General features: G+C 68.3%; 20 protein-coding genes and 1 pseudogene. 14 read left to right on the top strand and 7 right to left on the bottom strand.

Annotation, left to right across the window (positions count from 1 at the left end; genetic code table 11):
• Positions 1-9 precede the first annotated feature (9 nt).
• Positions 10-1,440: a sigma-54-dependent transcriptional regulator gene (locus ASE67_RS05985; RefSeq protein ID WP_055757811.1), complete on the top strand. Its 1,431-nt coding sequence runs from the start codon at positions 10-12 to the stop codon at positions 1,438-1,440.
• A gap of 236 nt (positions 1,441-1,676) precedes the next feature.
• On the opposite strand, the gene ASE67_RS05980 is transcribed toward ASE67_RS05985, so the two are convergent.
• On the bottom strand, positions 1,677-2,225 hold the full coding sequence (locus ASE67_RS05980) for a pseudouridine synthase (protein ID WP_055757810.1): 549 nt from the start codon (positions 2,223-2,225) through the stop codon (positions 1,677-1,679).
• A 108-nt stretch (positions 2,226-2,333) separates the two neighbouring features.
• On the opposite strand from ASE67_RS05980, the pseudogene fghA reads away from it, so the two are divergent.
• Positions 2,334-3,170 (top strand): annotated as a pseudogene (fghA, locus tag ASE67_RS17675) (S-formylglutathione hydrolase); the annotation flags it as partial.
• A gap of 126 nt (positions 3,171-3,296) precedes the next feature.
• Here the strand turns inward: fghA and ASE67_RS05970 are convergent.
• The gene (locus ASE67_RS05970) at positions 3,297-4,007 is read right to left on the bottom strand and encodes a FadR/GntR family transcriptional regulator (protein WP_055757804.1); all 711 of its coding nucleotides are present in this window, start codon (positions 4,005-4,007) and stop codon (positions 3,297-3,299) included.
• 101 nt (positions 4,008-4,108) lie between these two features.
• Here ASE67_RS05970 and ASE67_RS05965 point away from each other — a divergent pair, with 101 nt between their 5' ends.
• The 4 genes from ASE67_RS05965 (at position 4,109) to ASE67_RS05950 (ending at position 8,099) form a co-directional block, all read left to right on the top strand.
• Complete coding sequence (locus ASE67_RS05965) at positions 4,109-5,689, top strand: sodium/sugar symporter (RefSeq protein WP_055757801.1); 1,581 nt, start codon at positions 4,109-4,111, stop codon at positions 5,687-5,689.
• Positions 5,680-6,549, top strand: coding sequence for a 2-dehydro-3-deoxygalactonokinase (locus ASE67_RS05960; protein ID WP_055757798.1), 870 nt, complete (start codon positions 5,680-5,682; stop codon positions 6,547-6,549). Before ASE67_RS05965 ends, ASE67_RS05960 begins: the two co-directional genes overlap by 10 nt.
• Positions 6,546-7,184 carry a 2-dehydro-3-deoxy-6-phosphogalactonate aldolase gene (locus ASE67_RS05955; protein WP_055757795.1) on the top strand — a complete coding sequence of 213 codons (639 nt, stop codon included), beginning with the start codon at positions 6,546-6,548 and terminating at the stop codon, positions 7,182-7,184. The genes ASE67_RS05960 and ASE67_RS05955 overlap by 4 nt, the downstream gene beginning before the upstream one ends.
• A 120-nt stretch (positions 7,185-7,304) precedes the next feature.
• Positions 7,305-8,099: a hypothetical protein gene (locus tag ASE67_RS05950; RefSeq protein WP_055757792.1), complete on the top strand. Its 795-nt coding sequence runs from the start codon at positions 7,305-7,307 to the stop codon at positions 8,097-8,099.
• 7 nt (positions 8,100-8,106) lie between these two features.
• Here ASE67_RS05950 and nadA read toward each other — a convergent pair whose 3' ends face one another.
• From nadA to ASE67_RS05925, 5 genes are all read right to left on the bottom strand, one after another.
• Positions 8,107-9,102 (bottom strand): quinolinate synthase NadA, encoded by a 996-nt coding sequence (gene nadA, locus ASE67_RS05945; RefSeq protein ID WP_055757789.1) that lies wholly within the window; start codon positions 9,100-9,102, stop codon positions 8,107-8,109.
• A 91-nt stretch (positions 9,103-9,193) separates the two neighbouring features.
• A complete protein-coding gene (locus tag ASE67_RS05940; RefSeq protein WP_055757786.1) occupies positions 9,194-9,910 on the bottom strand; it encodes a DUF4230 domain-containing protein in 717 nt (238 codons plus the stop codon).
• The gene (locus ASE67_RS05935; RefSeq protein ID WP_055757783.1) at positions 9,895-10,752 is read right to left on the bottom strand and encodes an MBL fold metallo-hydrolase; all 858 of its coding nucleotides are present in this window, start codon (positions 10,750-10,752) and stop codon (positions 9,895-9,897) included. The genes ASE67_RS05940 and ASE67_RS05935 overlap by 16 nt, the downstream gene beginning before the upstream one ends.
• A 111-nt stretch (positions 10,753-10,863) precedes the next feature.
• Complete coding sequence (locus ASE67_RS05930) at positions 10,864-12,495, bottom strand: M56 family metallopeptidase (protein WP_055757781.1); 1,632 nt, start codon at positions 12,493-12,495, stop codon at positions 10,864-10,866.
• Complete coding sequence (locus tag ASE67_RS05925; protein WP_055757777.1) at positions 12,492-12,860, bottom strand: BlaI/MecI/CopY family transcriptional regulator; 369 nt, start codon at positions 12,858-12,860, stop codon at positions 12,492-12,494. The genes ASE67_RS05930 and ASE67_RS05925 overlap by 4 nt, the downstream gene beginning before the upstream one ends.
• A 344-nt stretch (positions 12,861-13,204) precedes the next feature.
• Between ASE67_RS05925 and lgt the strand changes: the two genes are divergently transcribed.
• The 8 genes from lgt to ASE67_RS05885 all read left to right on the top strand — a co-directional run bounded on the left by lgt (position 13,205) and on the right by ASE67_RS05885 (position 22,376).
• The gene (gene lgt / locus ASE67_RS05920; RefSeq protein WP_055757776.1) at positions 13,205-14,104 is read left to right on the top strand and encodes a prolipoprotein diacylglyceryl transferase; all 900 of its coding nucleotides are present in this window, start codon (positions 13,205-13,207) and stop codon (positions 14,102-14,104) included.
• Between the two features lie 154 nt (positions 14,105-14,258).
• On the top strand, positions 14,259-15,308 hold the full coding sequence (locus tag ASE67_RS05915; RefSeq protein WP_055757774.1) for a class I SAM-dependent methyltransferase: 1,050 nt from the start codon (positions 14,259-14,261) through the stop codon (positions 15,306-15,308).
• Complete coding sequence (locus tag ASE67_RS05910; RefSeq protein ID WP_055757772.1) at positions 15,305-15,814, top strand: GNAT family N-acetyltransferase; 510 nt, start codon at positions 15,305-15,307, stop codon at positions 15,812-15,814. Before ASE67_RS05915 ends, ASE67_RS05910 begins: the two co-directional genes overlap by 4 nt.
• Complete coding sequence (pgeF, locus tag ASE67_RS05905; RefSeq protein WP_055757770.1) at positions 15,811-16,578, top strand: peptidoglycan editing factor PgeF; 768 nt, start codon at positions 15,811-15,813, stop codon at positions 16,576-16,578. The genes ASE67_RS05910 and pgeF overlap by 4 nt, the downstream gene beginning before the upstream one ends.
• 91 nt (positions 16,579-16,669) lie before the next feature.
• A complete protein-coding gene (locus ASE67_RS05900; RefSeq protein ID WP_055757768.1) occupies positions 16,670-17,989 on the top strand; it encodes a cystathionine gamma-synthase family protein in 1,320 nt (439 codons plus the stop codon).
• Positions 17,990-18,066: 77 nt separating this feature from the next.
• Complete coding sequence (gene tgt, locus ASE67_RS05895; protein WP_055757766.1) at positions 18,067-19,200, top strand: tRNA guanosine(34) transglycosylase Tgt; 1,134 nt, start codon at positions 18,067-18,069, stop codon at positions 19,198-19,200.
• A 23-nt stretch (positions 19,201-19,223) separates the two neighbouring features.
• The gene (locus tag ASE67_RS05890; protein WP_055757764.1) at positions 19,224-19,418 is read left to right on the top strand and encodes a hypothetical protein; all 195 of its coding nucleotides are present in this window, start codon (positions 19,224-19,226) and stop codon (positions 19,416-19,418) included.
• A 111-nt stretch (positions 19,419-19,529) separates the two neighbouring features.
• On the top strand, positions 19,530-22,376 hold the full coding sequence (locus tag ASE67_RS05885) for a M16 family metallopeptidase (RefSeq protein WP_055757762.1): 2,847 nt from the start codon (positions 19,530-19,532) through the stop codon (positions 22,374-22,376).
• Positions 22,377-22,475: the final 99 nt, after the last annotated feature.

Raw genomic sequence — 22,475 nt, 5'->3', positions numbered from 1 at the left:
AGGCAGCATATGACGCGCGACGGGCAAAGGCTGTTGATGGTGATCGACGACGAACCGGCCCAGCGCCGGCTGGTCGCGGCGATCGCGGGGCGTCGCGGGTGGCGCACGCTGTTCGCACGCGATGGCGAAACCGCGCTGGCGATGCTCGGCACGCCCGACGGCATGGCGCTGGACGCGGTGCTGCTCGACCATTGGTCGCCCGACAGCGATCCGACCGCGCTGATCGCCGAGCTGCGGCGCAACCGCCCGGCGCTGCCCATCCTGCTGCTGACCGCCAATGAATCGGTCGCGGGCGCGGTGGCGGCGATGCGCGCGGGGGCAAGCGATTTCCTGGTCAAGCCGATCGCCGCCGAACGGCTGCTGACCGCGCTGGAAGCGGCGGCGGGCGGCGCGACGCGGGGCGAATTGCGGCCGCTGACCGAAAAACTGTCGATGACGCTGGCATTCGACGAGATCGTCGGGTCGGCCCCGTCTTTCCGCGCGGCGCTGGCCATCGCGGCGAAGGCAGCGCGGGCGCGCGTGCCGGTGTTGATCGAGGGCGAAAGCGGCGTGGGAAAGGAAGTGGTCGCCGAGGCGATCCACGCCGCCAGCCCCCGCGCACGCAAGCCGATGGTCCGGGTAAACTGCGGCGCGATCCCCGCCAACCTGGTCGAAAGCGAGCTGTTCGGCCACGAAAAGGGCGCGTTCACCGGCGCGTTCGAACGCAAGATCGGCCGGTTCCAGGAAGCGGACGGCGGCACGATCTTCCTCGACGAGATCGGCGAGATGCCGTTCGAGACGCAGGTGAAGCTGCTGCGCGTGCTGCAATCGGGCGAAATCCATTCGGTCGGCGCGCGCCATCCGCGTGAGGTGGACGTCCGCGTAATCGCGGCGACCAACAAGACGCTGACGCAGGAGGTGGAGGCCGGGCGTTTCCGCGAAGACCTCTATTACCGACTGAACGTCGTGCAGGTCACCATCCCCCCCTTGCGCGACCGGATCGGCGACATTCCCGCACTCGCCCGCCACCTGATGGGGCGGATCGCGCAGCAGCCGGGGCTCCGGCCGCTGGGCATCACCGACGAGGCGATCGCGCTGCTCGGCACCTATCCGTGGCCGGGCAATGTGCGGCAGTTGCAGAACGCGTTGTTCCGCGCGGCGGTGCTGTGCGACGGCGATGCGCTGACCCGTGCCGATTTCCCCGAAATCGCGCAGATTGCAGAAGGGGGGGCGCCGCAACCGGTCCTGCCCGTCCATCGGCAGGACGTGGGCGGCGGGGTCACGCTGTTCCGGCCCGACGGAAACTTGCGCGCGCTGGAAGAGATCGAGGCCGACGTCATCCGCCTCGCGATCGGCCATTATCGCGGCCGCATGACCGAGGTCGCCCGGCGGCTGGGGATCGGGCGCTCGACGTTGTATCGGAAATTGGGCGAGTTGGGGATCGACCAGAACGCGGCGTGAGGGGGAGCTGGCGCTGCATTTCCGTATCGTCACCCCGGACTTGATCCGAGGTCCCGCTTCTAATTACGGCAGAAGAAGAAGCGGGACCCCGGGTCAGGCCCGGGGTGACGAGTCGGGTTGGTGGTTTGACCGGCAACAAGCCGTATCCCCGCGAAGGCGGGGATCCAGAGCCACGGGCGTCGCGCTTTGCAACCCTGGATCCCCGCCTGCGCGGGGATACGGAGTTGGGCGGCAGGCTACGCCACCACCTCCCGCCACGCCCCCGGTGCCAGCCCCTCGACACTCCATGCCCCCACCCGCCAGCGGACCAGCCGAAGCGTCGGCAGGCCGACCGCCGCCGTCATCCGCCGCACCTGCCGGTTGCGGCCTTCGCGGATCGTGATCGACAGCCAGTGATCGGGCACCGATTTGCGGAACCGCACCGGCGGCACCCGCTCCCATAATTCCGGCGGATCGATCGCCGCCACCTCGGCCGGGCGGGTCGGGCCGTCGTTCAGCACCACGCCCTGCCGCAACCGGTTGAGCGCCCCCTCGTCCGGCGCGCCCTCCACCTGCACCCAATAGGTTTTCGGCAGCTTGAACCGGGGGTCGGCGATCCGCGCCTGCAGGGCGCCGTCGTCGGTCAGCAGCAACAGCCCCTCGCTGTCGCGGTCCAGCCGCCCGGCGGGATAGACGCCGGGTACCGCGACATGATCGGACAGCGTGGCCCGCGCGCCCTCGGTCCCGCGATCGGTGAATTGCGACAGCACGCCGTACGGTTTGTTGAGCAGGATCAGCCGGGCCATGGCACCCTGTCGGCGATCCGCCCCGCGCTGTCGAGGGGGATGGAACCGGCTATCCCCGCCGGCCGTCCCTTGGGTATAGCGCAGCGCGACCATCGATGGAGAGCGTCCATGAAGACCGTTTCGACCGCCCGCGCCCATGGCGGCACGCAGGGCGTCTATACCCATGAATCGACCGCGACCGGCACCACCATGACGTTTTCGGTGTTCGTACCGCCGCTGAAGGAGGGGCAACGCGCGCCGGTGCTCTGGTATCTCTCCGGCCTGACCTGCACCCATGCCAATGTCACCGACAAGGGCGAGTTCCGCGCGGCCTGCGCCGAACACGGCATCGCCTTCATCGCGCCCGACACCTCACCGCGCGGCGACGGGGTGCCCGACGATCCGGACGGGGCGTGGGATTTCGGCCTTGGCGCGGGTTTCTATGTCGATGCGACCGAAGCCCCCTTCGCCAAACACTATCGGATGCGGTCCTATGTCGAGGAGGAGCTGCCCGCGCTGATCGCCGCCGAATTTCCGATGCTCGACGGCGCGCGGCAATCGATCACCGGCCATTCGATGGGCGGGCATGGCGCGCTGACCATCGGCCTGCGCAACCCGGATCGCTTCCGCTCGATCTCCGCCTTCGCGCCGATCGTCGCGCCGTCCCAGGTACCGTGGGGGCAAAAGGCGCTCGGCGGCTATCTCGGCCCCGATCGGTCGGCATGGCGCGCGGCCGATGCGGTGGCGATGATCGAGGATGGCGCACGGGTGAAGGAACTGCTGATCGATCAGGGCGATGCCGACGCGTTCCTGACTGAACAGCTACGCCCGGAATTGCTGGCGAAGGTGTGCGCCGATGCCGGGATCGACTGCACGCTCCGGATGCAGCCGGGATACGACCACAGCTATTATTTCATCTCGACCTTCCTGGCCGATCATGTGCGCTGGCATGCGGAGCGGTTGAAGGAAGCCTGGCCTGCCGTACCCCCGCGCAGGCGGGGGTCCAGGGCCCAGCAGAACAACGGTCCGCGATTGTGGCTCTGGATCCCCGCCTGCGCGGGGATACGCCTAACCGGAAAACAACGAAGGCGCCTACCCCTCGCCGCGATCCTCGATCAACTCCAGCACGTCGCCGATCAGCGCGCGCATCGCCGTCCGCGCGGCGTGCGGGTCGCGCGCGGCGATCGCGTCCGCGACGGCGGCATGCTGCTCGACGCTGGCCGATCGGCCGACGATGGTGTTGGTGAAGCGGATCGAGGTATTGAGCGCGGTCGCCACCATCTCGCGGAACTGGGCGTAGAACGGGTTCTTCGCCGCCAGCAGGATCGCGACGTGAAAGTCGATATCGGCGTCGAGGCCGTCATCCTCCCCGCGTTCGGCCGCCGCCATCCGCGCCAGCCCCTGCGCGATGCGCGCCAGATCCTCGTCGTCCGCCGCGACCGCCGCCAGCGCCGCCGCCTCCGGCTCGATCGCCACGCGCAGCTGGTTGAACTGGCGCAGCAGCTCGACCGAGAATTTGCGGTCGAGCAGCCAATGCAGCACATCGGGGTCGAACAGGTTCCACGCCGATGCCGGGCGCACCACCGTCCCCTGCCGCGGGCGGGCGCTTACCAGCCCCTTGGCGGTCAGCATCTTCACCGCTTCGCGCGTGACCGACCGGCTGATGCCGTGCGCCTTGCCGATGTCCGCCTCGGTCGGGAACGGGCGGTCGTCATATTCGCCGGTAACGATCGCGCGCCCGAGCGTGTCGAGCGTCGCCCGCGTCAGATTGCCGCCGGGCATCCCGGTCATCCGCGCCGCCATGATCCGCTTCTCTCCCTCGTCTGTGCCGCTTCGTGCTGGACACTCGCCATTCGTCGTATAATTGTCCCGTCCAAAGCGCCAGTGGGCGGGGGAGGAATAGCATGCGTCTGTCGACGATCGACCTGATCGTGGTCGTGATCTACGCGATCGGCATTTTCGGTCTGGCCCAATGGGTCAGCCGCGACAAGGGTGGGCAGGAAAAGGATTCGTCCGATTATTTCCTGGCGTCCAAATCGCTGCCGTGGTGGGCGATCGGCGCGTCGCTGATCGCGGCGAACATCTCGGCCGAACAGATCGTCGGCATGGCCGGGTCGGGCTATCAGATCGGCCTGGCGATCGCGTCCTATGAATGGATGGCGGCGCTGACCCTGCTGATCGTCGGCAAATTCTTCCTGCCGATTTTCCTCCGCAACGAAATCTACACGATGCCGCAGTTCCTCGAACAGCGGTACGGCCCGTCGATCCGCACACTGATGGCGGTGTTCTGGCTGGCGCTGTACGTGTTCGTGAACCTGACCAGCATCATCTGGCTCGGATCGATCGCGGTAACGAAGGTCGCGGGTGTGGACCAGACGGTGGCGCTGGTCGCGCTCGGCCTGTTCGCGCTCCTCTATCAGCTGCGCGGCGGGCTGAAGGCGGTGGCGCTGACCGATATCGTGCAGGTGACGTTGCTCGTGTTCGGCGGCCTGACCATCTCGTACCTTACCCTGTCGCAGATCGGCGGCGATGCGGGCGTGCTGGGCGGCTTTGCCGAACTCAGCCGCCGCGCGCCCGAAAAGTTCGACATGATCCTGACCGCCGACAATCCCTTCTACAAGGATCTGCCCGGCCTCTCGGTCCTGATCGGCGGTATGTGGATCGCGAATCTCAGCTATTGGGGGTTCAACCAGTATATCATCCAGCGCGCGCTGGCCGCGAAGTCGCTGCCCGAGGCGCAGAAGGGCATCGTCTTCGCCGCCTTTCTCAAGCTGCTGATGCCGCTGGTGATCGTGGTGCCGGGCATCGCCGCCGTCGTGCTGGCCCCCGACCTCGCCAAGCCCGACGAAGCCTACCCCACGATGATGCGGCTGCTGCCCTCCGGGCTATTGGGCCTCGTCTTTGCCGCGCTGATCGCCGCGATCATTGCGTCGACCGCGTCAAAGATCAATTCGATCGCGACGATCTTCACGCTCGACCTCTATGCCAAGCGCACCAGCGAAAGCGGCGCGATGGACAAGGCGACCGAGCGCAAGCTGGTCCGCATCGGCCGCATCGCCGCCAGCGTCGCGATCCTGGTCGCCATCATCGCGGCAAAACCGCTGCTGGGCGGCGCGGACCAGGCATTCCAGTTCATCCAGGAATTCTCGGGCTTCTTCACGCCAGGGATCACCGTCATCTTCCTACTGGGCCTGTTCTGGAAACGCGCCACCGAAGCCGGCGCGATCGGCGCGGCGATCGCCTCGGTCGTGCTGTCGTGGCTGTTGCGCACCGTGGCGCCGGGCATCCCGTTCATGGACCGGATGGGCATCGTGTTCGTGCTGAGCCTCGGCCTCGCCATCGTCCTGTCGCTGGCGATCAAGGGGCGCGGTGATGCCGACCGGATCACGATGGAGGGGGTGCGCTTCAACACTTCCACCGGGTTCAACATCGCCAGCCTCGGCGTCGTCCTGATCCTCATCGCGCTGTACGCGACATGGTGGTGAGCCCGTTCATTGCGATCGATTGGGGCACGACCAACCGCCGCGCCTACCGGGTCGAGGACGGACGGATCGCTGCCACGCTGCGCAGTCCGCAGGGGGTGTCGACCACCCCGGCCGATGCCTATCCGGCCGAGCTGGCCGCGATCCGGGCGGAACTGGGTGACCTGCCCGTGCTGATGGCGGGCATGGTCGGCTCGACCATCGGCTGGCGCGTCGCCCCGTACGTCGCGGTGCCGGCGGGAATCGGGGAGATCGCCGCAGCGCTGACCCGGATCGACGACCGCACCGCGATCGTGCCGGGGCTGTCGTTCACCGACGGCACGCAGGGCGACGTGATGCGCGGTGAAGAGGTGCAGTTGCTCGGCGCGGCGCTTGCCGGACAGGTACCGGCGGATGCGTTGCTGTGCCAGCCGGGCACCCATTGCAAATGGGTCGAGCTGCGCGGCAACAAGGTCACCGCCTTCACCACCGCGATGACCGGCGAGCTGTTCGCGCTGCTGCGCGGTGGCGGGGTGTTGGCGCCGCAGCTGGCAGCACCCGTCGCTGCCGGCGATGCATTTCGCGACGGCGTGCGCGAAGGGGCGAAGCGCGACCTTGCCGCCAGCCTGTTCGGCATTCGCGCCGCCCATGTCCTGGGCCTGCGCGACGAATCGCAAGCCGCATCCTATGCCAGCGGCGTGCTGATCGGCGGCGACGTCGCCGCGCGGATCGATGGCGGGCGCGACGTCCATCTGGTGGCCGATGGCGACCTTGCCACGCTGTACGCCACCGCGATCGAAACCCTGGGCGGTCGTGCCCTTGTCAGCGGGTGCGAGGCTGCCTTTATCGCCGGCATCACCCAAATCCGAAAGTTGTCCGCATGAGCCACCTGACCGCCTTCGACACCGCCTTTGCCCGTTGCCCGCTGGTCGCGATCCTGCGTGGGGTCCAACCGCACGAGGTGGAGGATATTGGCGACGCGCTGGTCGATGCCGGCTTCACCATCGTCGAAGTGCCGCTCAATTCGCCCGACCCGTATGAGAGCATCACCCGCCTGTCCAAGAAGCTGGAGGGCTATGCCGTCGTCGGCGCAGGAACGGTTTTGAACGTCGATCAGGTGGCGCAGGTCGAAGCGGCCGGCGGCACGCTCATCATCTCCCCCAACGCCAATACCGCCGTCATTTCGGCGGCGGCGGAGCGCGGGCTGGTCGCCATGCCCGGCATCGCCACCCCGACCGAGGCCTTTGCCGCGTTGGACGCGGGCGCGGCGGCGCTGAAGCTGTTCCCCGCCGAAGCAGCCAGTCCGGCGGTGATGAAAGCGATGCGTGCCGTCCTGCCGCGCGACGTGCGGATGCTGCCGGTCGGTGGCATCGTGCCCTCGGTGCTGGCCGACTGGCACAAGGCCGGCGCGGCGGGGTACGGCCTTGGCTCGGCGCTGTACGTGCCGGGGATGGACGCCGCGACGGTCGGTGAACGCGCGCGGGCGTTTGTCGCGGCGTGGCAGGCGCTGGAGGGGTAGAACGGCACGATACCCCATTCGTCCCTCCCGCCTGCGCGGGAAGGACGGGTCTGGCTGTTTTCGAACGCGACCAATCCGTTGCGCCCCGCAACCGAACGCGGGCTGGCGAGTTCCTCGGCCATGCCGACCCGAGCCATCCGAACCCGCGACGCTTCGCCCCTTGCCCGCGCCCTGCCCGTGCTGTGCGCGATTTCGCAGCTGCTGACCCCGTTGTTGCCAGGCATCGGCATCGGCCGCAGCATTGGCGAACAATCGAACATGGTGCGCACGCTGGTGACGCCGGAGGGCTGGGCGTTCGCGATCTGGGGGGCACTCTATACCGGCACATTGGTCTTCGCGGTGTATCAGGCATTGCCGAAGCAGCGCGGCAACCCGCTGCTCGCCCGGTTGCGCCTGCCGGCGTCGGGTGCGTTTCTCGGCAATGCGTTATGGGCGGCCTATACGCAGGTTTTCGGGCTCGGCTTCCCTTCCGCGATCATCATACTGTTCACGCTCATCTGCCTGATCGCGACGCTGCGCACCTTTTCCGGATGGCCGCACGGATTTTCGGCCGGAGAGCGCTGGTGCGCCGCACTGCCGCTAACGGCGCTCACCAGCTGGCTGACGGTCGCGTCGATCGTGAACATCGCCGCGTCGCTGCGTTTCCACGGGATCGACGGCGGCGCGGCAACGCCGATGATCGCGGCGGTGCTGTTGCTGGTCGCCGGCGCGATCGCCGCGGTGGCGCTGATCGCGACGCGCGGCTGCCCGCCGTTCGCGCTCGTCTTCCTGTGGGCGCTCGCCGCGATCTGGGCGGCGGGTGGTCAGGCGTCGACGCTGGTCGCGCTCGCCGTCCTCGCCGCCGCGCTGCTGGTGGTCGTCGGCACGCTGACCGGCCTGTCGCGCGGCGGGGTGCGCCACTGGCTGGGGCGGTAGCGGCGCGTTACCCCGCGCGCAGCGGCCCCAGATCGCCCAGGCCCACCGTCCCGCTCGCCATCGCCAGCATCCGGTCGAGCGAGACCTTCGCCTTCAGGCGCAGCTCCTCCTCGATCTCGATACGCGGGCTCAGGTCGCGCAGCGCGATGTAGAGCTTTTCCAGCGTGTTGAGCGCCATGTACGGGCAGATGTTGCAGTTGCAGTTGCCGTCCGCGCCCGGCGCGCCGATGAATGTCTTGTTCGGCAGCGCCTTTTCCATCTGGTGGATGATGTGCGGCTCGGTCGCGACGATCAGCGTGTCGCCGGGAAATTCGCTGGCATAGGCCAGGATGCCGCTGGTCGACCCGACATAATCGGCATGGTCGAGGATGATCGCCGGGCATTCGGGATGCGCCGCGACCGGGGCGTCGGGGTACTGCGCCTTGAGCTTCAGCAGCTCGGTCTCGCTGAACGCCTCGTGCACGATGCACACGCCCGGCCACAGCAACATGTCGCGCCCGGTCTTGCGCATCAGGTATCCGCCCAGATTGCGGTCGGGCCCGAAGATCACCTTCTGGTCGGCGGGCAGCTGCGCCAGAATCTTTTCCGCCGACGACGAGGTGACGATGATGTCGCTAAGCGCCTTCACCTCGGTCGAACAGTTGATGTAGGTCAGCGCGATATGGTCGGGATGCTGCGCACGAAACGCGGCGAACTGTTCGGGCGGGCAGCTGTCCTCCAGCGAACAGCCGGCGTCCATGTCGGGCAGGATCACCGTCTTGTCGGGCGACAGGATCTTGGCCGTCTCCGCCATGAAGCGCACGCCGCAGAACGCGATGACATCGGCATCGGTCGCCGCTGCCTTACGGCTGAGGTCGAGGCTGTCGCCGACGAAATCGGCGAGGTCCTGTATCTCGGGCTTCTGGTAGTAATGGCCGAGGATGACGGCGTTGCGCTCACGGCGCAGCCGGTCGATTTCGGCCAGCAGATCGGTGCCGGTGGGCAATTCGGTGCGCGCGTTCATCATCGTCTCCCTGTGACCCTGCCCCTAGGTCGGTCCCGGTGTGTCCGCAAGTCGCTCTCTCCCCTCCCTGCTTAAGGCAGGGAGAACAAGCTCACCGCCGATTGCCCAGCACCTCGGCCGGCGGCGTCGACACGTCCCAGCGCTCGCCGTTGCGGCTCCCGCGTTCCGCCGGGAAGGTCACGACCACCCGCACATCGCCCTCCCCCGCCGCCGCCAGCGGGGCGGCCAATACGCGGGCAAGGCTGGCCCGCGCCAGTTCGCGCGCCTGCGCCAGCCGTTCGGGACTGCGTGCCTCGCGCTCGGCGCGGCCCTGCGCCACCGCCGACACGCGCTGCGCCAGCGCGGCGGCGGCGTCGCGGGTGACGATCAGCCCGTGGGTTTCGCTGAGCGTCCGCCCCGCTTCGTCGATATTGGGTTTGGCGACGGTCACGTCGGGCGCATCGACCACCAGCGTCCGGGTATCGGCCGACCAGCTCAGCTGCCCCTCGCCGATCCCGCCCAGATCGACGAAATAATCGACCGAATAGGGCATCTTGACCACCTGATCGGTGCGCAGCCAGCCGAAGCCGCGCGTATCGTTCGCCGTCGCCTGCAACGTGCCCGACAGCGACGCGACCTTCAGCGCGCTCGCCCCCGACAGGCGCGCGGTAATGATCCGGGTCACCGCCTGCCCGCTATCGGGTTCGGTGGTGATGGTGTAGCGCTCCTCGTACCGCTGCCACACCATCCAGCCGCCGACCGCGAGCGCGAGCAACACGACGACCGCCACGCCCAGCCGAAGTGCCTGCGGCCTTACATGCGATGCCATGTCGCGCCCTCCTGCCGCACGATCCCGCGCCGTTCCATGTCGATCAGGTGCGCCAGCACCGACCGTTCCGCCGCGCCCAGCAGCTTCGGGTGCAGCCCGACATACATGCCTGCGACCATCGCCGGAATGTCGTGGGTGCCGCGTTCGATCGCACGCGCGATCTGCCCCTCGCGCTGCTTGCGATGGCCGAGCATGCCCCGCACCAGACGCCGGGGATTATCGACCTGATCGCCATGCGCGGGATAATAGACCCGGTCCTCACGCCCCAGCAGCTTGTCGAGGCTGGCCATATAGTCGCCCATGTCGCCATCGGGCGGCGACACGATCGTCGTCGACCAGCCCATGACATGATCGCCGCTGAACAGCGCGCCGCTTTCGGACAGGGCAAAGGCAAGGTGGTTCGACGTGTGCCCCGGTGTCGCGACCGCGACCAATGTCCAGCCATCGCCCGCCACCGCCTCGCCATCGGCCAGCACCCGGTCGGGGCGATAGTCGACGTCGAACGCGGCATCGGCGCGCGGGCCGGCATCGTCCATCGTCAGCGCCGCGCAGCCGATGATCGCCGCGCCGGTACGCTCGGCCAGCGGCCTTGCCCCCGGACTATGGTCGCGGTGGGTGTGGGTGCACAGGATCGCCGCAACCTCGCGCCCGCCGACCGCCGCCAGCAAGGCATCCAGATGCACGTCGTCGACCGGCCCCGGATCGATGATCGCCACCGCGCCGCTGCCGCCGACGATGAAGCTCTGCGTGCCGGTATGGGTATAGGGCGATACGTTGCGGGCCAGCACGCGCGTCACCAGCGGTTCGAGCGGCTGGGCCATGCCGGGGGGAAATTCAGCCATTGCCGTGCGAGATGGCGGCTGTTGTGACGGGATGCAAGACGATGGGCCGGCCGGCGCATTGCCGACCGGCCCTGTCGCGAACGAACGGGGCAGAACGTCCGCGAACCCGGGTTAATCCTTTTCGGCCATCTCCGCCTGCACTTCGCGGATGCTGTCGTCGATGCCTTCCAGCGCGCTCGCACGCGCCTCCGCCGGCATGTCCGCATTCATCGCGATCGACGCACGGGCCGAACGCAGCCCGGCCAGCGCCGCCTGCATGCCCTGCCGGGCATAAGCCTCACCCTGCTGCGCCTGCACCTGCCCCTGCGCGGCGCGGGCGGCACCCATCGCGGCCAGCTTTGCGCCCTGTTCGGCACGGAACTGGGCATCGCGGGTGATGATGCGGATGCGATCGGAACAGACGACCGTGACCTGCTTGCCGCCTTCGGTGCGGGTCATGGTGGTCTGCGTGCCCGGACCGCAATTGGCATTCGTGACCTGGATTTCGGGAAGGTCGTTGACCGTCTGCCCCAGCAGCTTGCCATTGGCGTCGAAGCGCTGGACGACGATCTTGCGCACTTCGCCATTGGCCGGGGCCGGGGTTGGCACGCGGACGACCTTGATCGCCGCGGGCATGGCGGGATTGGCGGGCAACGCCGGCAGCGCGGGCTTTGCCGGGTCGGTCGGCTGCGTCATCGCCGCCGGCTTGGCGACGATCACCGGCAGCGTCGCGGCCTGTGCCGGCACGATTGCCGCGACCGGGGCCAGCGCTTCGGCCGCCTGCGCTTCGACCCGCGCGATATCGACGCCGGTCGCGGTCTCCACCTTCGACCGGATCGTCTCGGCGGCCTTCGTTCCCGATGCGGTCATCCCCAGACCGATGATGGCGAGGGTCAGCGTGGCACCGCCGGCGATACGGCGGGTGGCGGGCGACATCACCCGATGCTTCGACAACATGATGAGTCTCCCTTTCAGTTCATGGACGCCGTGCAGGTGGCAGGCGGCGGACAGCGCCTGGCCGTGCGCGGACTTGACGATGGCGGTGGCATAGGCGTGGCGGACACCCGGCGTGGCGCGGGCCAGCACCATCGCGTCGCACGCCATTTCCTGGTCCGCCCGGAACGCACGGAAGGCACGCCATGCGACCGGATTGAACCAGTGGCAGCCGAGCACGACCAGCGCGACCCAGTTCGCCAGCAGATCGCCCCGCGCATGGTGGCCCAGTTCGTGCGCCAGCGCCAATGCCTGTTCGCGCTCGTCATAACGGTCCCGAAAATCGACCGGCATCGCGACGTAGCGGCGCACCACCCCGAAGGCGAGCGGCCCTGCGGCATGGCGGCTCTCGATCATCTGGACATGGCCGCCCGCCACCCCCTTGGCCCGGCCCGATGCCAGCACCTTTGCGCAGAAGCGGCTGTGCTGCACGATATGCCACGCAACGAACGCGATCGCGCCCAGCAGCCACAGCGCGACGACGATCAGCGGCACGTCCGCCATGCCCCAGCCTTGCGGCAGCGCGGGCACCTCCGCAACCGGCACGCCCAACATGATGACGCCGGGTTCGGTCGCGGCACCGATCGGTGCGAACTCCACCGGACGCCACGCATCGGGGATCGGCGGCAGGATCATGCGCAGCGCGGGCAGCGCCCACAGTGCATATGCCGCCTGCGGACCGAAACGCCGCGCAACGGGACCGCGCAGGCCCAGCACCAGCAGCATCAGCAGCGTCGTCGCCGCGATCGTCTCCACCGCCCATCCGATCATTGTTTCAGCGCCTTTAACAGAGCCTCGATCTCGTCGATTTCCTTCGCGCTCAGCTGGTCGCGTTCGGCCAGATGCGCGACCAGCGGCGTCAGGCTGCCGCCGAACAGCTTGTCGATGAACCGCTGCGATTCACCCGCGACATATTCCTCGCGCGCGACCAGCGGGCGGTAGCGATAGCGCCGCCCGTCCTCCTCCGCGCCGACGGCATCCTTCGCCAGCAGCCGCCCGAGCAGGGTCTTGACGGTGTTCGCGGTCCAGCCCCGCGCCGGGGCGACACGTTCCACCACCTCCTGCGCGGTGAGCGGGTTCTTGTCCCAGAGCACTTCCATCACGGCATGCTCGGCATCGCTGATTCGTTCGGCCATGACGAATGACTACGCCCGTGGTCATTCCGTTTACAAGCGTAATCTTTGGCGCGCGAGTCGCCTGTCGGAATTCCTTACACTCGACCCTATGCGGCTTTCGGCATTAACCATCGAAAGCCCCGCAATCGGCCTGTCGCCGAAACTGGCACGCGGCCTGCAGGGTTACGAGTGTCCGATGCGTTCGCGCTTCAATACGGGCGAACCGGCAGCATCCCCCCCTGCGCCGGTTCGCCCACCCCGGACTTCCCACCGCAACGGCCGCGACGCGCCTGCACAGGATCGGTGGTTCCCCTCACCCGCCAACCCCGATATTACGCGCGGCACCACAGCCGGAGCGTACCCCCTTGATCCTATCCACCCTCGCCGCCGCCACCGGTGACGTCGGCATGGCCGCCAGCCATATCCGCTATGTCGATCTGGGCCTCGATCCGGTCGCGCTGAACCTCGGCTTCTTTCAACTGAAATGGTATTCGCTGGCGTATATCACCGGCATCCTGGCCGGGTGGTGGTATCTGCTGAAGCTGCTCGACCAGCCGGGCGCCCCGATGGCGCGGCGCCATGCCGACGATTTCGTGTTCTATGCGACGCTCGGCATCATCCTTGGCGGGCGGCTGGGCTATGCAATCTTCTACGCGCCCGAGATGTTTTCCGATCCGATCAAGATCCTGCGGCTGTGGGATGGCGGCATGTCGTTCCACGGCGGCATGGTCGGGCTGATCCTCGGCATCTGGTGGCTGGCGCGCAAGCACGGCCTGCGCCCGCTGCGGGTCGCGGATTACGTCACCTGCGTCGCGCCGATCGGCCAGTTCCTGGGCCGCATCGCCAATTTCGTGAACGGCGAGCTGTGGGGCAAGCCCAGCGACGCGCCGTGGGCGATCGTGTTCCCGCGCACCGTTGCCGGCGGCCTCGATCCCGCGCGCCATCCCAGCCAGCTGTACGAGGCGCTGGGCGAAGGGTTGATCCTGTTCCTGATCCTGTCCTTCCTCTTCTGGCGCACCGATGCCCGCTACAAGCCCGGCTTCCTGCTCGGCACCGGCATGGCCGGGTTCGGCGTCGCGCGCTTCATCATCGAATTCTGGCGCGAGCCCGATGCGCAGCTGGTCGCCTTCGCGCAGGCGACGGGGCTGCACATGGGCCAGTGGCTGACGCTGCCGATGATCGCGATCGGCATCTACCTGATGGTCACGTCGAAGCGCCGCCGCGTCCGCGTCGAACCGATCGCGGGGTCGGAGAGCGTGGCGTGATGGCAACCCAAATCCTCCCCGGCACGGGGAGGGGGACCATGCGCAGCATGGTGGAGGGGGGCATCCTCGAACGCAGCCGTTGTGGAGCAGGACACCCCCCTCCACCCCTCACTATCGCGAGCGGTCCCCCTCCCCGTGCCGGGGAGGATCTGGCGTGACCGACCCCGCCCTCCCCGAACGCCTCGCCCGCGCGATCACGCTGGCCGGGCCGATCAGCCTTGCCCAGTTCATGGGCGCGGCCAACGCGCATTATTACGCGACGCGCGATCCGCTGGGCGCGAATGGCGACTTCACCACCGCGCCCGAAATCAGCCAGATGTTCGGCGAGCTGATCGGCCTGGGGCTCGCCGACAGCTGGGACCGTGCCGGGCGGCCGGCGGCGCGCTATGTCGAGTTCGGGCCGGGCCGCGGCACGCTCGCCGCCGATGCGCTGCGTTCGATGGCGTCGGCGGGCTGCGTGGCCCCGGTGCACCTGATCGAAACCAGCCCGACGCTGCGCGACGAACAGGCCAAGCGCGTGCCGCAGGCGGAATGGGCGGTCGATACCGTTGGCCTGCCCGACGACGGCGCGCTGCTGGTCGTCGCCAACGAATTCTTCGATGCGCTCCCCATCCGCCAGCTGGTCAAGACGGCGGACGGCTGGCGCGAGCGGCTGGTCGCGTGTCAGGACACGCTGTTCCTGCCGGTGATGGGCCAGCGCGGCTTCGATCCGATCATCCCGCCCGCCTTCCGCGATGCCCCGATCGGATCGGTGCTGGAAACCGCCCCCGCCGCCGTCGCGATCCTGCGCCAACTGGCGAAGCGGATCGTGGCGCAGGGTGGCTGCGCGATCATCATCGACTATGGGTATGCCGGCCCCGCGCTGGGCGACACGTTGCAGGCGGTGCGCGGACACAGCTTCGTCAACCCTTATGACGATCCGGGCGAACAGGACCTGACCGCGCATGTCGATTTCGGCACGCTGATCGAGGCCGCGCGCGCCGAGGACGCGGTCGCCTATGGCCCGGTCGATCAGGGTGTGTTGCTGAAGGCGCTGGGCATCGATGCCCGCACGCAGGCACTGGCCGCCCGCAGCCCCGAGCGCGCCGACGCCCTGCGCGCCGATCGCGACCGGCTGGTCGAGGACGAGCAGATGGGCACACTGTTCAAGGCAATCGCGATCACCTCGCCCGGCTGGCCGGTGCCGGCGGGGTTCGCGGCATGACGCTGGTGCTGCGTGACGCGACGGTCGCCGATGCCGCACTGCTGGTGAAGATCGGCACCGAGACGTTCGCCGACACCTTCGGCCACCTCTACCACCCCGACGACCTTGCCGCGTTCCTCGCGCGCTTCACGGTCGCGGCGTGGGAGGCGGAACTGACCGACCCGCGTTTCTATGTCGTGCTGGCGATGTCCGGCGACGAGGCGGTCGGCTATGCCAAGCTCGGTCCGCCGTCGCTGCCGTTCGAGCCGACCGGCGTGGCGATCGAACTGCGCCAATTCTATCTGCGCAAGGCAGCGCAGGGCACCGGCCTCGCCGCGACGCTGATGGAGCATATGCTGGCCAAGGCGCGCGGGACCGGTGCCGACGAACTGTTCCTGTCGGTCTTCGTCGACAATCACCGCGCCCGGCGGTTCTACGAACGCTATGGGTTCGAACGGGTCGGCACCTATGACTTCATGGTCGGCAACCACCGGGACGAGGATGACGTGATGCGGGTGGCGCTATGACGGTCGAAGTATTGCGCGCGCACGCGCTGGACGGCGTGGTGCACGGGTTTCTCGGGCGGCGCGGCGGGGTATCGACGGGAGTCGTCGCCGGCCTCAACACCGGCCTCGGATCGGGCGAGGATCCCGCCGCCATCGCCGAGAATCGCGCGCGCGTCGTCGACGCGGTGCTGCCCGGTGCGGCGCTGTGCGGGCTGTACCAGATCCATTCGGCGTCGGTCGTCCGCGTCCTGACCGCCTTTCCCGATGGCGAACGGCCGCAGGGGGATGCGATGGTCACCGAACGGCCGGGCATCCTGCTCGGCATCCTGACCGCCGATTGCGCGCCGGTGCTGCTCGCCGACCGGGAAGCGGGTGTCGTCGGCGCGGCCCATGCCGGGTGGAAGGGCGCGCTGGCCGGCGTGACCGACGCGACCATCGCCCAGATGGAAAAGCTCGGCGCGCGTGCCGACCGCATCGCCGCCGCCGTCGGCCCGTGCATCGCGCGAGCAAGCTATGAGGTCGATATGGGCTTCGTCGAACGCTTCTGTTCGACCGATCCCGCGAATGAGCGCTTCTTTGCCGAGAACCGCCCCAGCCATGCCCGCTTCGACCTCGAAGCCTATGTCGTCCACCGCCTCGCCGCAGCGGGCGTCCGGCGGATCGAGGCGCTGGGGCAGGATACCTACGCGCAGGAGGACCGCTTCTTCAGCTTCCGCCGCGCGACGCATCGTGGCGAGGCGGATTACGGACGGCAGCTGTCGGTGATCGGGCTGGCGCAGCCCTGAGCCCTCGCCGGAATGACGGGTGGGCACGCTCGCCCGAGTTGGTTTCTTTCGTAACTATCGTTAGGCTCTCCCGAAAATAGGAGAGATTCGCGTGACCAACGAAACCGAAGCCGACCTGACCGGCGTCCCCCCGCGCCGCCGCCCCAAGCCGCCGGTCGATACCGTCGGCGGCCGCCGGCTTAGCCCCGCGACGCTGATGATGGGCCATGGCTATGATCCGGTATTGTCCGAAGGGTCGCTGAAACCGCCGATCTTCGCGACTTCGACCTATGTCTTCCCCAACGCGGCGGCGGGCAAGCGCCATTTCGAAGGGGTGACCGGCAAGCGTCCGGGCGGGGCCGAGGGTCTCGTCTATTCGCGCTTCAACGGCCCGAACCAGGAAATCCTCGAGGACCGCCTTGGCGTCTGGGAAGCGGCGGAGGACGCGCTGGTGTTCTCCAGCGGCATGTCGGCGATTGCCACGCTGTTCCTGTCGATGGTCCAGCCCGGCGACACGATCATCCATTCCGGCCCGCTCTATGCCGCGACCGAGACGCTGATCGGCCGGGTGCTCGGCCGCTTCGGGGTCAAGTATTTCGACTTCCCCGCCGGCGCGACGCAGGACGAGATCGAAGCGGTGCTGCACCAGGCCGAGGGCCGCGTCCCGCTGATCTACCTCGAAAGCCCGGCGAACCCGACCAACGCGCTGGTCGATATCGAAGCGGTCGCGGCCGCCCGCGACGCGGTGTTCGGCACCGGCGACGACAAGCCGCCGATCGCGATCGACAACACCTTCCTCGGGCCGTTGTGGCAACAACCGCTGCAACATGGTGCCGATCTGGTCGTCTATTCGCTGACCAAATATGCCGGCGGGCATAGCGATCTGGTCGCGGGCGGCGTGCTGGGGTCGAAGGCGCACATCAACACCATCCGGTCGATGCGCAACACGATCGGCACGATCTGCGACCCGAACACCGCGTGGATGCTGCTCCGCTCGCTGGAGACGCTCGAACTGCGCATGAGCCGCGCGGGCGAGAATGCGGAAAAGGTCTGCGCCTTCCTCCGCGATCATCCCAAGGTCGAACGCGTCGGCTATCTCGGCTTCCTGAAGGATGCGAAGGGCATGGAGCGGCAGGCCGACATCTATGCCCGCCACTGCACCGGCGGCGGATCGACCTTCTCGCTCTACCTGAACGGCGGCGAGCGCGAGGCGTTCGCGTTCCTCGATGCGCTGGTCATCGCCAAGCTGGCAGTGAGCCTGGGCGGAACCGAGACGCTGGCCAGCCATCCGGCGGGGATGACGCACCTTTCGGTGCCCGATGCGCGCAAGGCGGCGCTGGGGATTACCGACAACCTCGTGCGCATCTCGATCGGGGTCGAGGACGCCGACGACCTGATCGCCGATTTCGAACAGGCACTGGCGGCAATCTGATCGAAAGATCCTCCCCGCTCCGCGGGGAGGATCTTGAGTCGACAGCGGAGAGAACGTCCGGCATGACCGCTCGCCTTATGCCGCCCCGTTTCGCCTTCACCGTCACCGCCACGTCCGGCCGCGCCCGCACCGGCACCATCGCCATGCAGCGCGGGGACATCCGCACGCCCGCCTTCATGCCGGTCGGCACCGCCGCCACCGTGAAGGCGATGAAGCCGCAGGACGTGCGCGCGTCGGGGGCCGATATCCTGCTTGGCAACACCTACCACCTGATGCTGCGCCCCAGCGCCGAGCGCGTCGCGCGGCTGGGGGGCCTGCACAAGTTCATGGGCTGGGACCGGCCGATCCTGACCGACAGTGGCGGGTATCAGGTGATGAGCCTGTCCGAGTTGACCAAGCGATCGGAGGATGGCGTCGAATTCAAAAGCCATCTCGACGGCACGCGTCATTTGATGAGCCCCGAACGCTCGATGGAAATCCAGCGGCTGCTCGGCTCCGATATCGTGATGGCATTCGACGAACTGGTCCCGACCACCTCGACCCGCGAGGTACAGGCCAAGGCGATGGAACGCTCGATGCGCTGGGCGCGCCGCAGCCGCGCCGGCTTCGATTCGGGCGAGGAACACGCATCGCGCGCCGCGCTGTTCGGTATCCAGCAGGGCGCGCTCGACGAAGGCTTGCGCAAGGCCTCCGCCGACGCACTGATCGACATCGGCTTCGACGGCTATGCGGTCGGTGGCCTCGCGGTGGGGGAAGGGCAGGCGGCGATGTTCGGCGTGCTCGACTATGCGCCGCAGCAGCTGCCGGTGGACAAGCCCCGCTATCTGATGGGCGTCGGCAAGCCCGACGATATCGTCGGCGCGGTGGAGCGCGGCATCGACATGTTCGACTGCGTGCTGCCGACCCGGTCGGGCCGCACCGGACAGGCGTTCACCCGTTCAGGCCCGATCAACATCCGCAACGCCAAATTTGCCGAGGATTTGGCCCCGGTCGATCCCGACTGCGCCTGCCCGGTGTGCCACGGCCACAGCCGCGCCTATCTCCACCATCTCGTCCGCGCGGGCGAGATTCTGGGGGCGATGCTGATGACCGAGCATAACCTGTATTTCTATCAGGCGCTGATGGCCGACCTGCGCGCGGCGATCGCGAACGATACGCTTGCCGATTTTGCCGACGATTTCCGGGCACGCTACAACGCCCCCAAGCATTGAACCCCGACAAGAGGGAGAGGATTATGACCGACAAGACCGACCTGAACGAAGTGACCGCCGCCGCCAAGGAAGTGAAGCGCGTTGCCGACGCCGCCGCCGACACCCGGCAGCCGTCCAAGGGACAGGGCTGGCCGGTGGTGCCGATCAGCATCGGCATTGGATCCGCCGCCCTTGCCGCCGCGCTGCTCTATGCCAATTCGGGGCGCAAGAAGGGCTGATATCGGGCGGGGCGCCGGCGAAGCGCCCCCTTCGTAACCGATGATACGTTGACACTCCGGGGGGATGCGGCCCACACCTTGCCGCATCATCCGTTCCGGAGAATGTCCCCCATGCGTTTCGGCCTTGCGCTGCTGATCTCGACCGCCCTGCTTAGCCCGGCCCATGCGCAGCAGCGCCCCGCCCCGGCGGCCCCCGCCGCCAGCGCGACCGTGCCGCCGATCGCCTATACCGAACGCACGCTCGCCAACGGCCTGCGCGTCTATGCCATTCGCGATACCTCCAGCGCGAACGTGTCGGTGCAGGTGTGGTACGATGTCGGGTCGAAGGACGATCCCGCAGGGCGGTCGGGCTTTGCGCACATGTTCGAACACCTGATGTTCAAGGCGACGCGCAATCTGGTGCCCGAACAGCTCGACCGGCTGACCGAGGATGTCGGCGGGTACAACAACGCGTCGACCGCCGACGACTACACCAATTATTACGAGGTGGTGCCCGCCAACCACCTGCAGCGGCTGCTGTTCGCCGAGGCAGACCGGATGGCGACGCTGGTCGTCGATCCCAAGACCTTCGCCTCGGAGCGCGAGGTCGTGAAGGAGGAATTGCGCAGCCGCATCCTCGCCCAACCCTATGGCAAGCTGTTTGGCCTGTACGCGCCGATGGTGTCGTATAGCCGCCATCCCTATGCCCGGCCGGGCATCGGATCGATCGCCGATCTGGATGCGGCGACGATCGACGATATCCGCGCGTTCCACGCGACCTATTACCGGCCCGACAATGCGGTGCTGGTCGTCGCGGGCAATTTCGACCCTGCGCAGCTGAACCGCTGGGTCGATCAGTATTTCGCGCCGATCGCGAAACCCAACCGCCCGATCCCGCGCGTGACCGTCGGCGAACCGGTCCGTCAGCAACCGGTGACGAAGACGGTGTACGAGGCGAACACGCCGCTGCCCGCGATCCTCATCAGCTATCCGCTGCCGCCGGCCAACCATCCCGATCAGGCGGCGCTGAAGGTGCTCGACGCGATCCTATCGGGCGGCGACAATTCGCGCCTGCACCAGAGCCTCGTCTATCGCGACCAGATCGCGCAGGATGTCGGCGTGCAGCTCGATGCCAAGCAGGGTCCGGGCACGCTGTCGCTCTACGCGATCCTCGCCGGTGGCAAGTCGGTGGCGGACGGTGAAGCGGCACTGAAGCGCGAGGTCGCGAGCATCATCGCCACCCCGCCGACCGCCGCCGAACTGGCCGAGGCGAAGAACGAGATCACCACCGCCGAACTGCTCTCGCGCGAGACGGCGGAAGGCAAGGCATCGGCACTGGCGCAGGGCGTGATCGTCGAGCGCGATCCGCAAGCCGCCGACAAGGCGCTGGCCGCGATCGGTCGCGTCACCGCCGCCGATGTGCAGCGCGTGGCGAAGACGTGGCTCGCCGCCGGCCGCGCCGCCACCGTCCGCTACCTGCCCGATACGCCCAAGCCGGCGGGTGCCGCCAGCGACACGATCGCAGTCGCCAACAGCGTGGTCACCGCCCCACTGGCCGTGCCACCGGGCATCACGATCCACACGCCCGCCGCAGAGGGCCAGCGCATCCTGCCGCCCGCGCCCGCTGCGCCGGTACAGGTCGCGATTCCGGTGCCGGTCGAACGCCGACTGCCCAACGGCATGCGCGTCGTGCTGGTCGAAAAGCGCGGGGTGCCGGTGGTCACCGCCGCACTGGTCGCGGGCGGCGGGGCCGCCGCCGATCCCGACAACCGTGCCGGGGTGGGCGAACTGACCGCCGGGCTGCTGACGCAAGGGACCAAAACGCGTTCGGCGACCGAAATCGCGCGCGCGGTCGAATCGCTCGGCGGCAGCATCGGCAGCGGCGCGGGCTGGGATTCGCAGAATGTCACGCTGACCGTCGGATCGGCGCAGGCGGCACCGGCGCTCGGCATCCTCGCCGACGTCGCGCGCAATCCGGCGTTCGCGCAAGGTGAGATCGACCGGCTGCGCACGCGGACGATCGATGGCGTCAGCGTCGCGCTGACCGATCCGGGGCAGTTGTCGAACCTCGTTGCCGATCGCGCGGTGTTTGGCGGCGCGCCGTACGGCCACCCGGCCAGCGGCACGCCGACCACGCTGAAGGCGATCACCCGCGCCGACATCACCGCCGCCTATGGCCGCGCATGGCAGCCGGAACAGACGACGCTGGTGCTGGTCGGTGACATTACGCCGGACGCGGGCATGCAGCTGGCGACGCAGCTGTTCGGCGACTGGCGCGGACAGCCGCAAGCGACGCCGGCCCGCCCGCCGGAGGTCGCACCGCCCGCCCCGCGCGTGATCGTCGTCGACATGTCCGGCGCCGGACAGGCCGGCGTGGTCGTCGCCCGGCCGGGCATCGCCCGCAGCGACGCGGCCTATTTCCCCGCCGCCGTCGCCAATGCGACGTTGGGCGTCGGCTTTTCGTCGCGACTGAACCAGGAAATCCGCATCAAGCGCGGACTGGCGTACGGTGCCCGATCCGAACTGGACGCGCGTCGCAATGGCGGCGCGGTCGGCGCGTCGACGCAGACCAAGAACCCGTCCGCGCCGGAGGTGGTAAAGATCATCACCGACGAGATGCGCCGCATGGGTGCCGAGCCTGCCCCGGAAGCCGAACTGGCGACGCGCAAGGCGGTGCTGACCGGCAATTTCGGCCGCACCATCGAACGCACCAGCGGCATCGCGGGCACGATCGTCACCTATGTGTCGGACGGCGTGCCGCTGGCGCGCATTGCGACCTTCCTCCCCTCGATCGAGGCGGTCGGACCGGCAGCGGTGCAGCAGGCGGCGGCAAGGGTCATGGACCCGAAGGCGGCAAGCATCGTCGTGGTCGGCGACGCGAAGCAGTTCCTCGAACCGCTCCGCGCCGCCTATCCGCAGCTGGTGGTGATCCCGGCGGCATCGATCGATCTGAGCCGCGCGGACCTGGGGGTGAAGTAAAACGCTCTCGTCACCCCGGACTTGATCCGGGGTCCCGCTTCTCCTTCTTCGACGGTCGTTAAGAAGCGGGACCCCGGGTCAAGCCCGGGGTGACGGGAT

It is taken from the genome of Sphingomonas sp. Leaf23 (genome assembly GCF_001421585.1).
Classification (GTDB): Bacteria; Pseudomonadota; Alphaproteobacteria; order Sphingomonadales; family Sphingomonadaceae; genus Sphingomonas.
The sequence above is the reverse complement of the archived record's forward strand: the minus strand, read 5'-3'. Positions and strand labels throughout refer to the sequence as shown.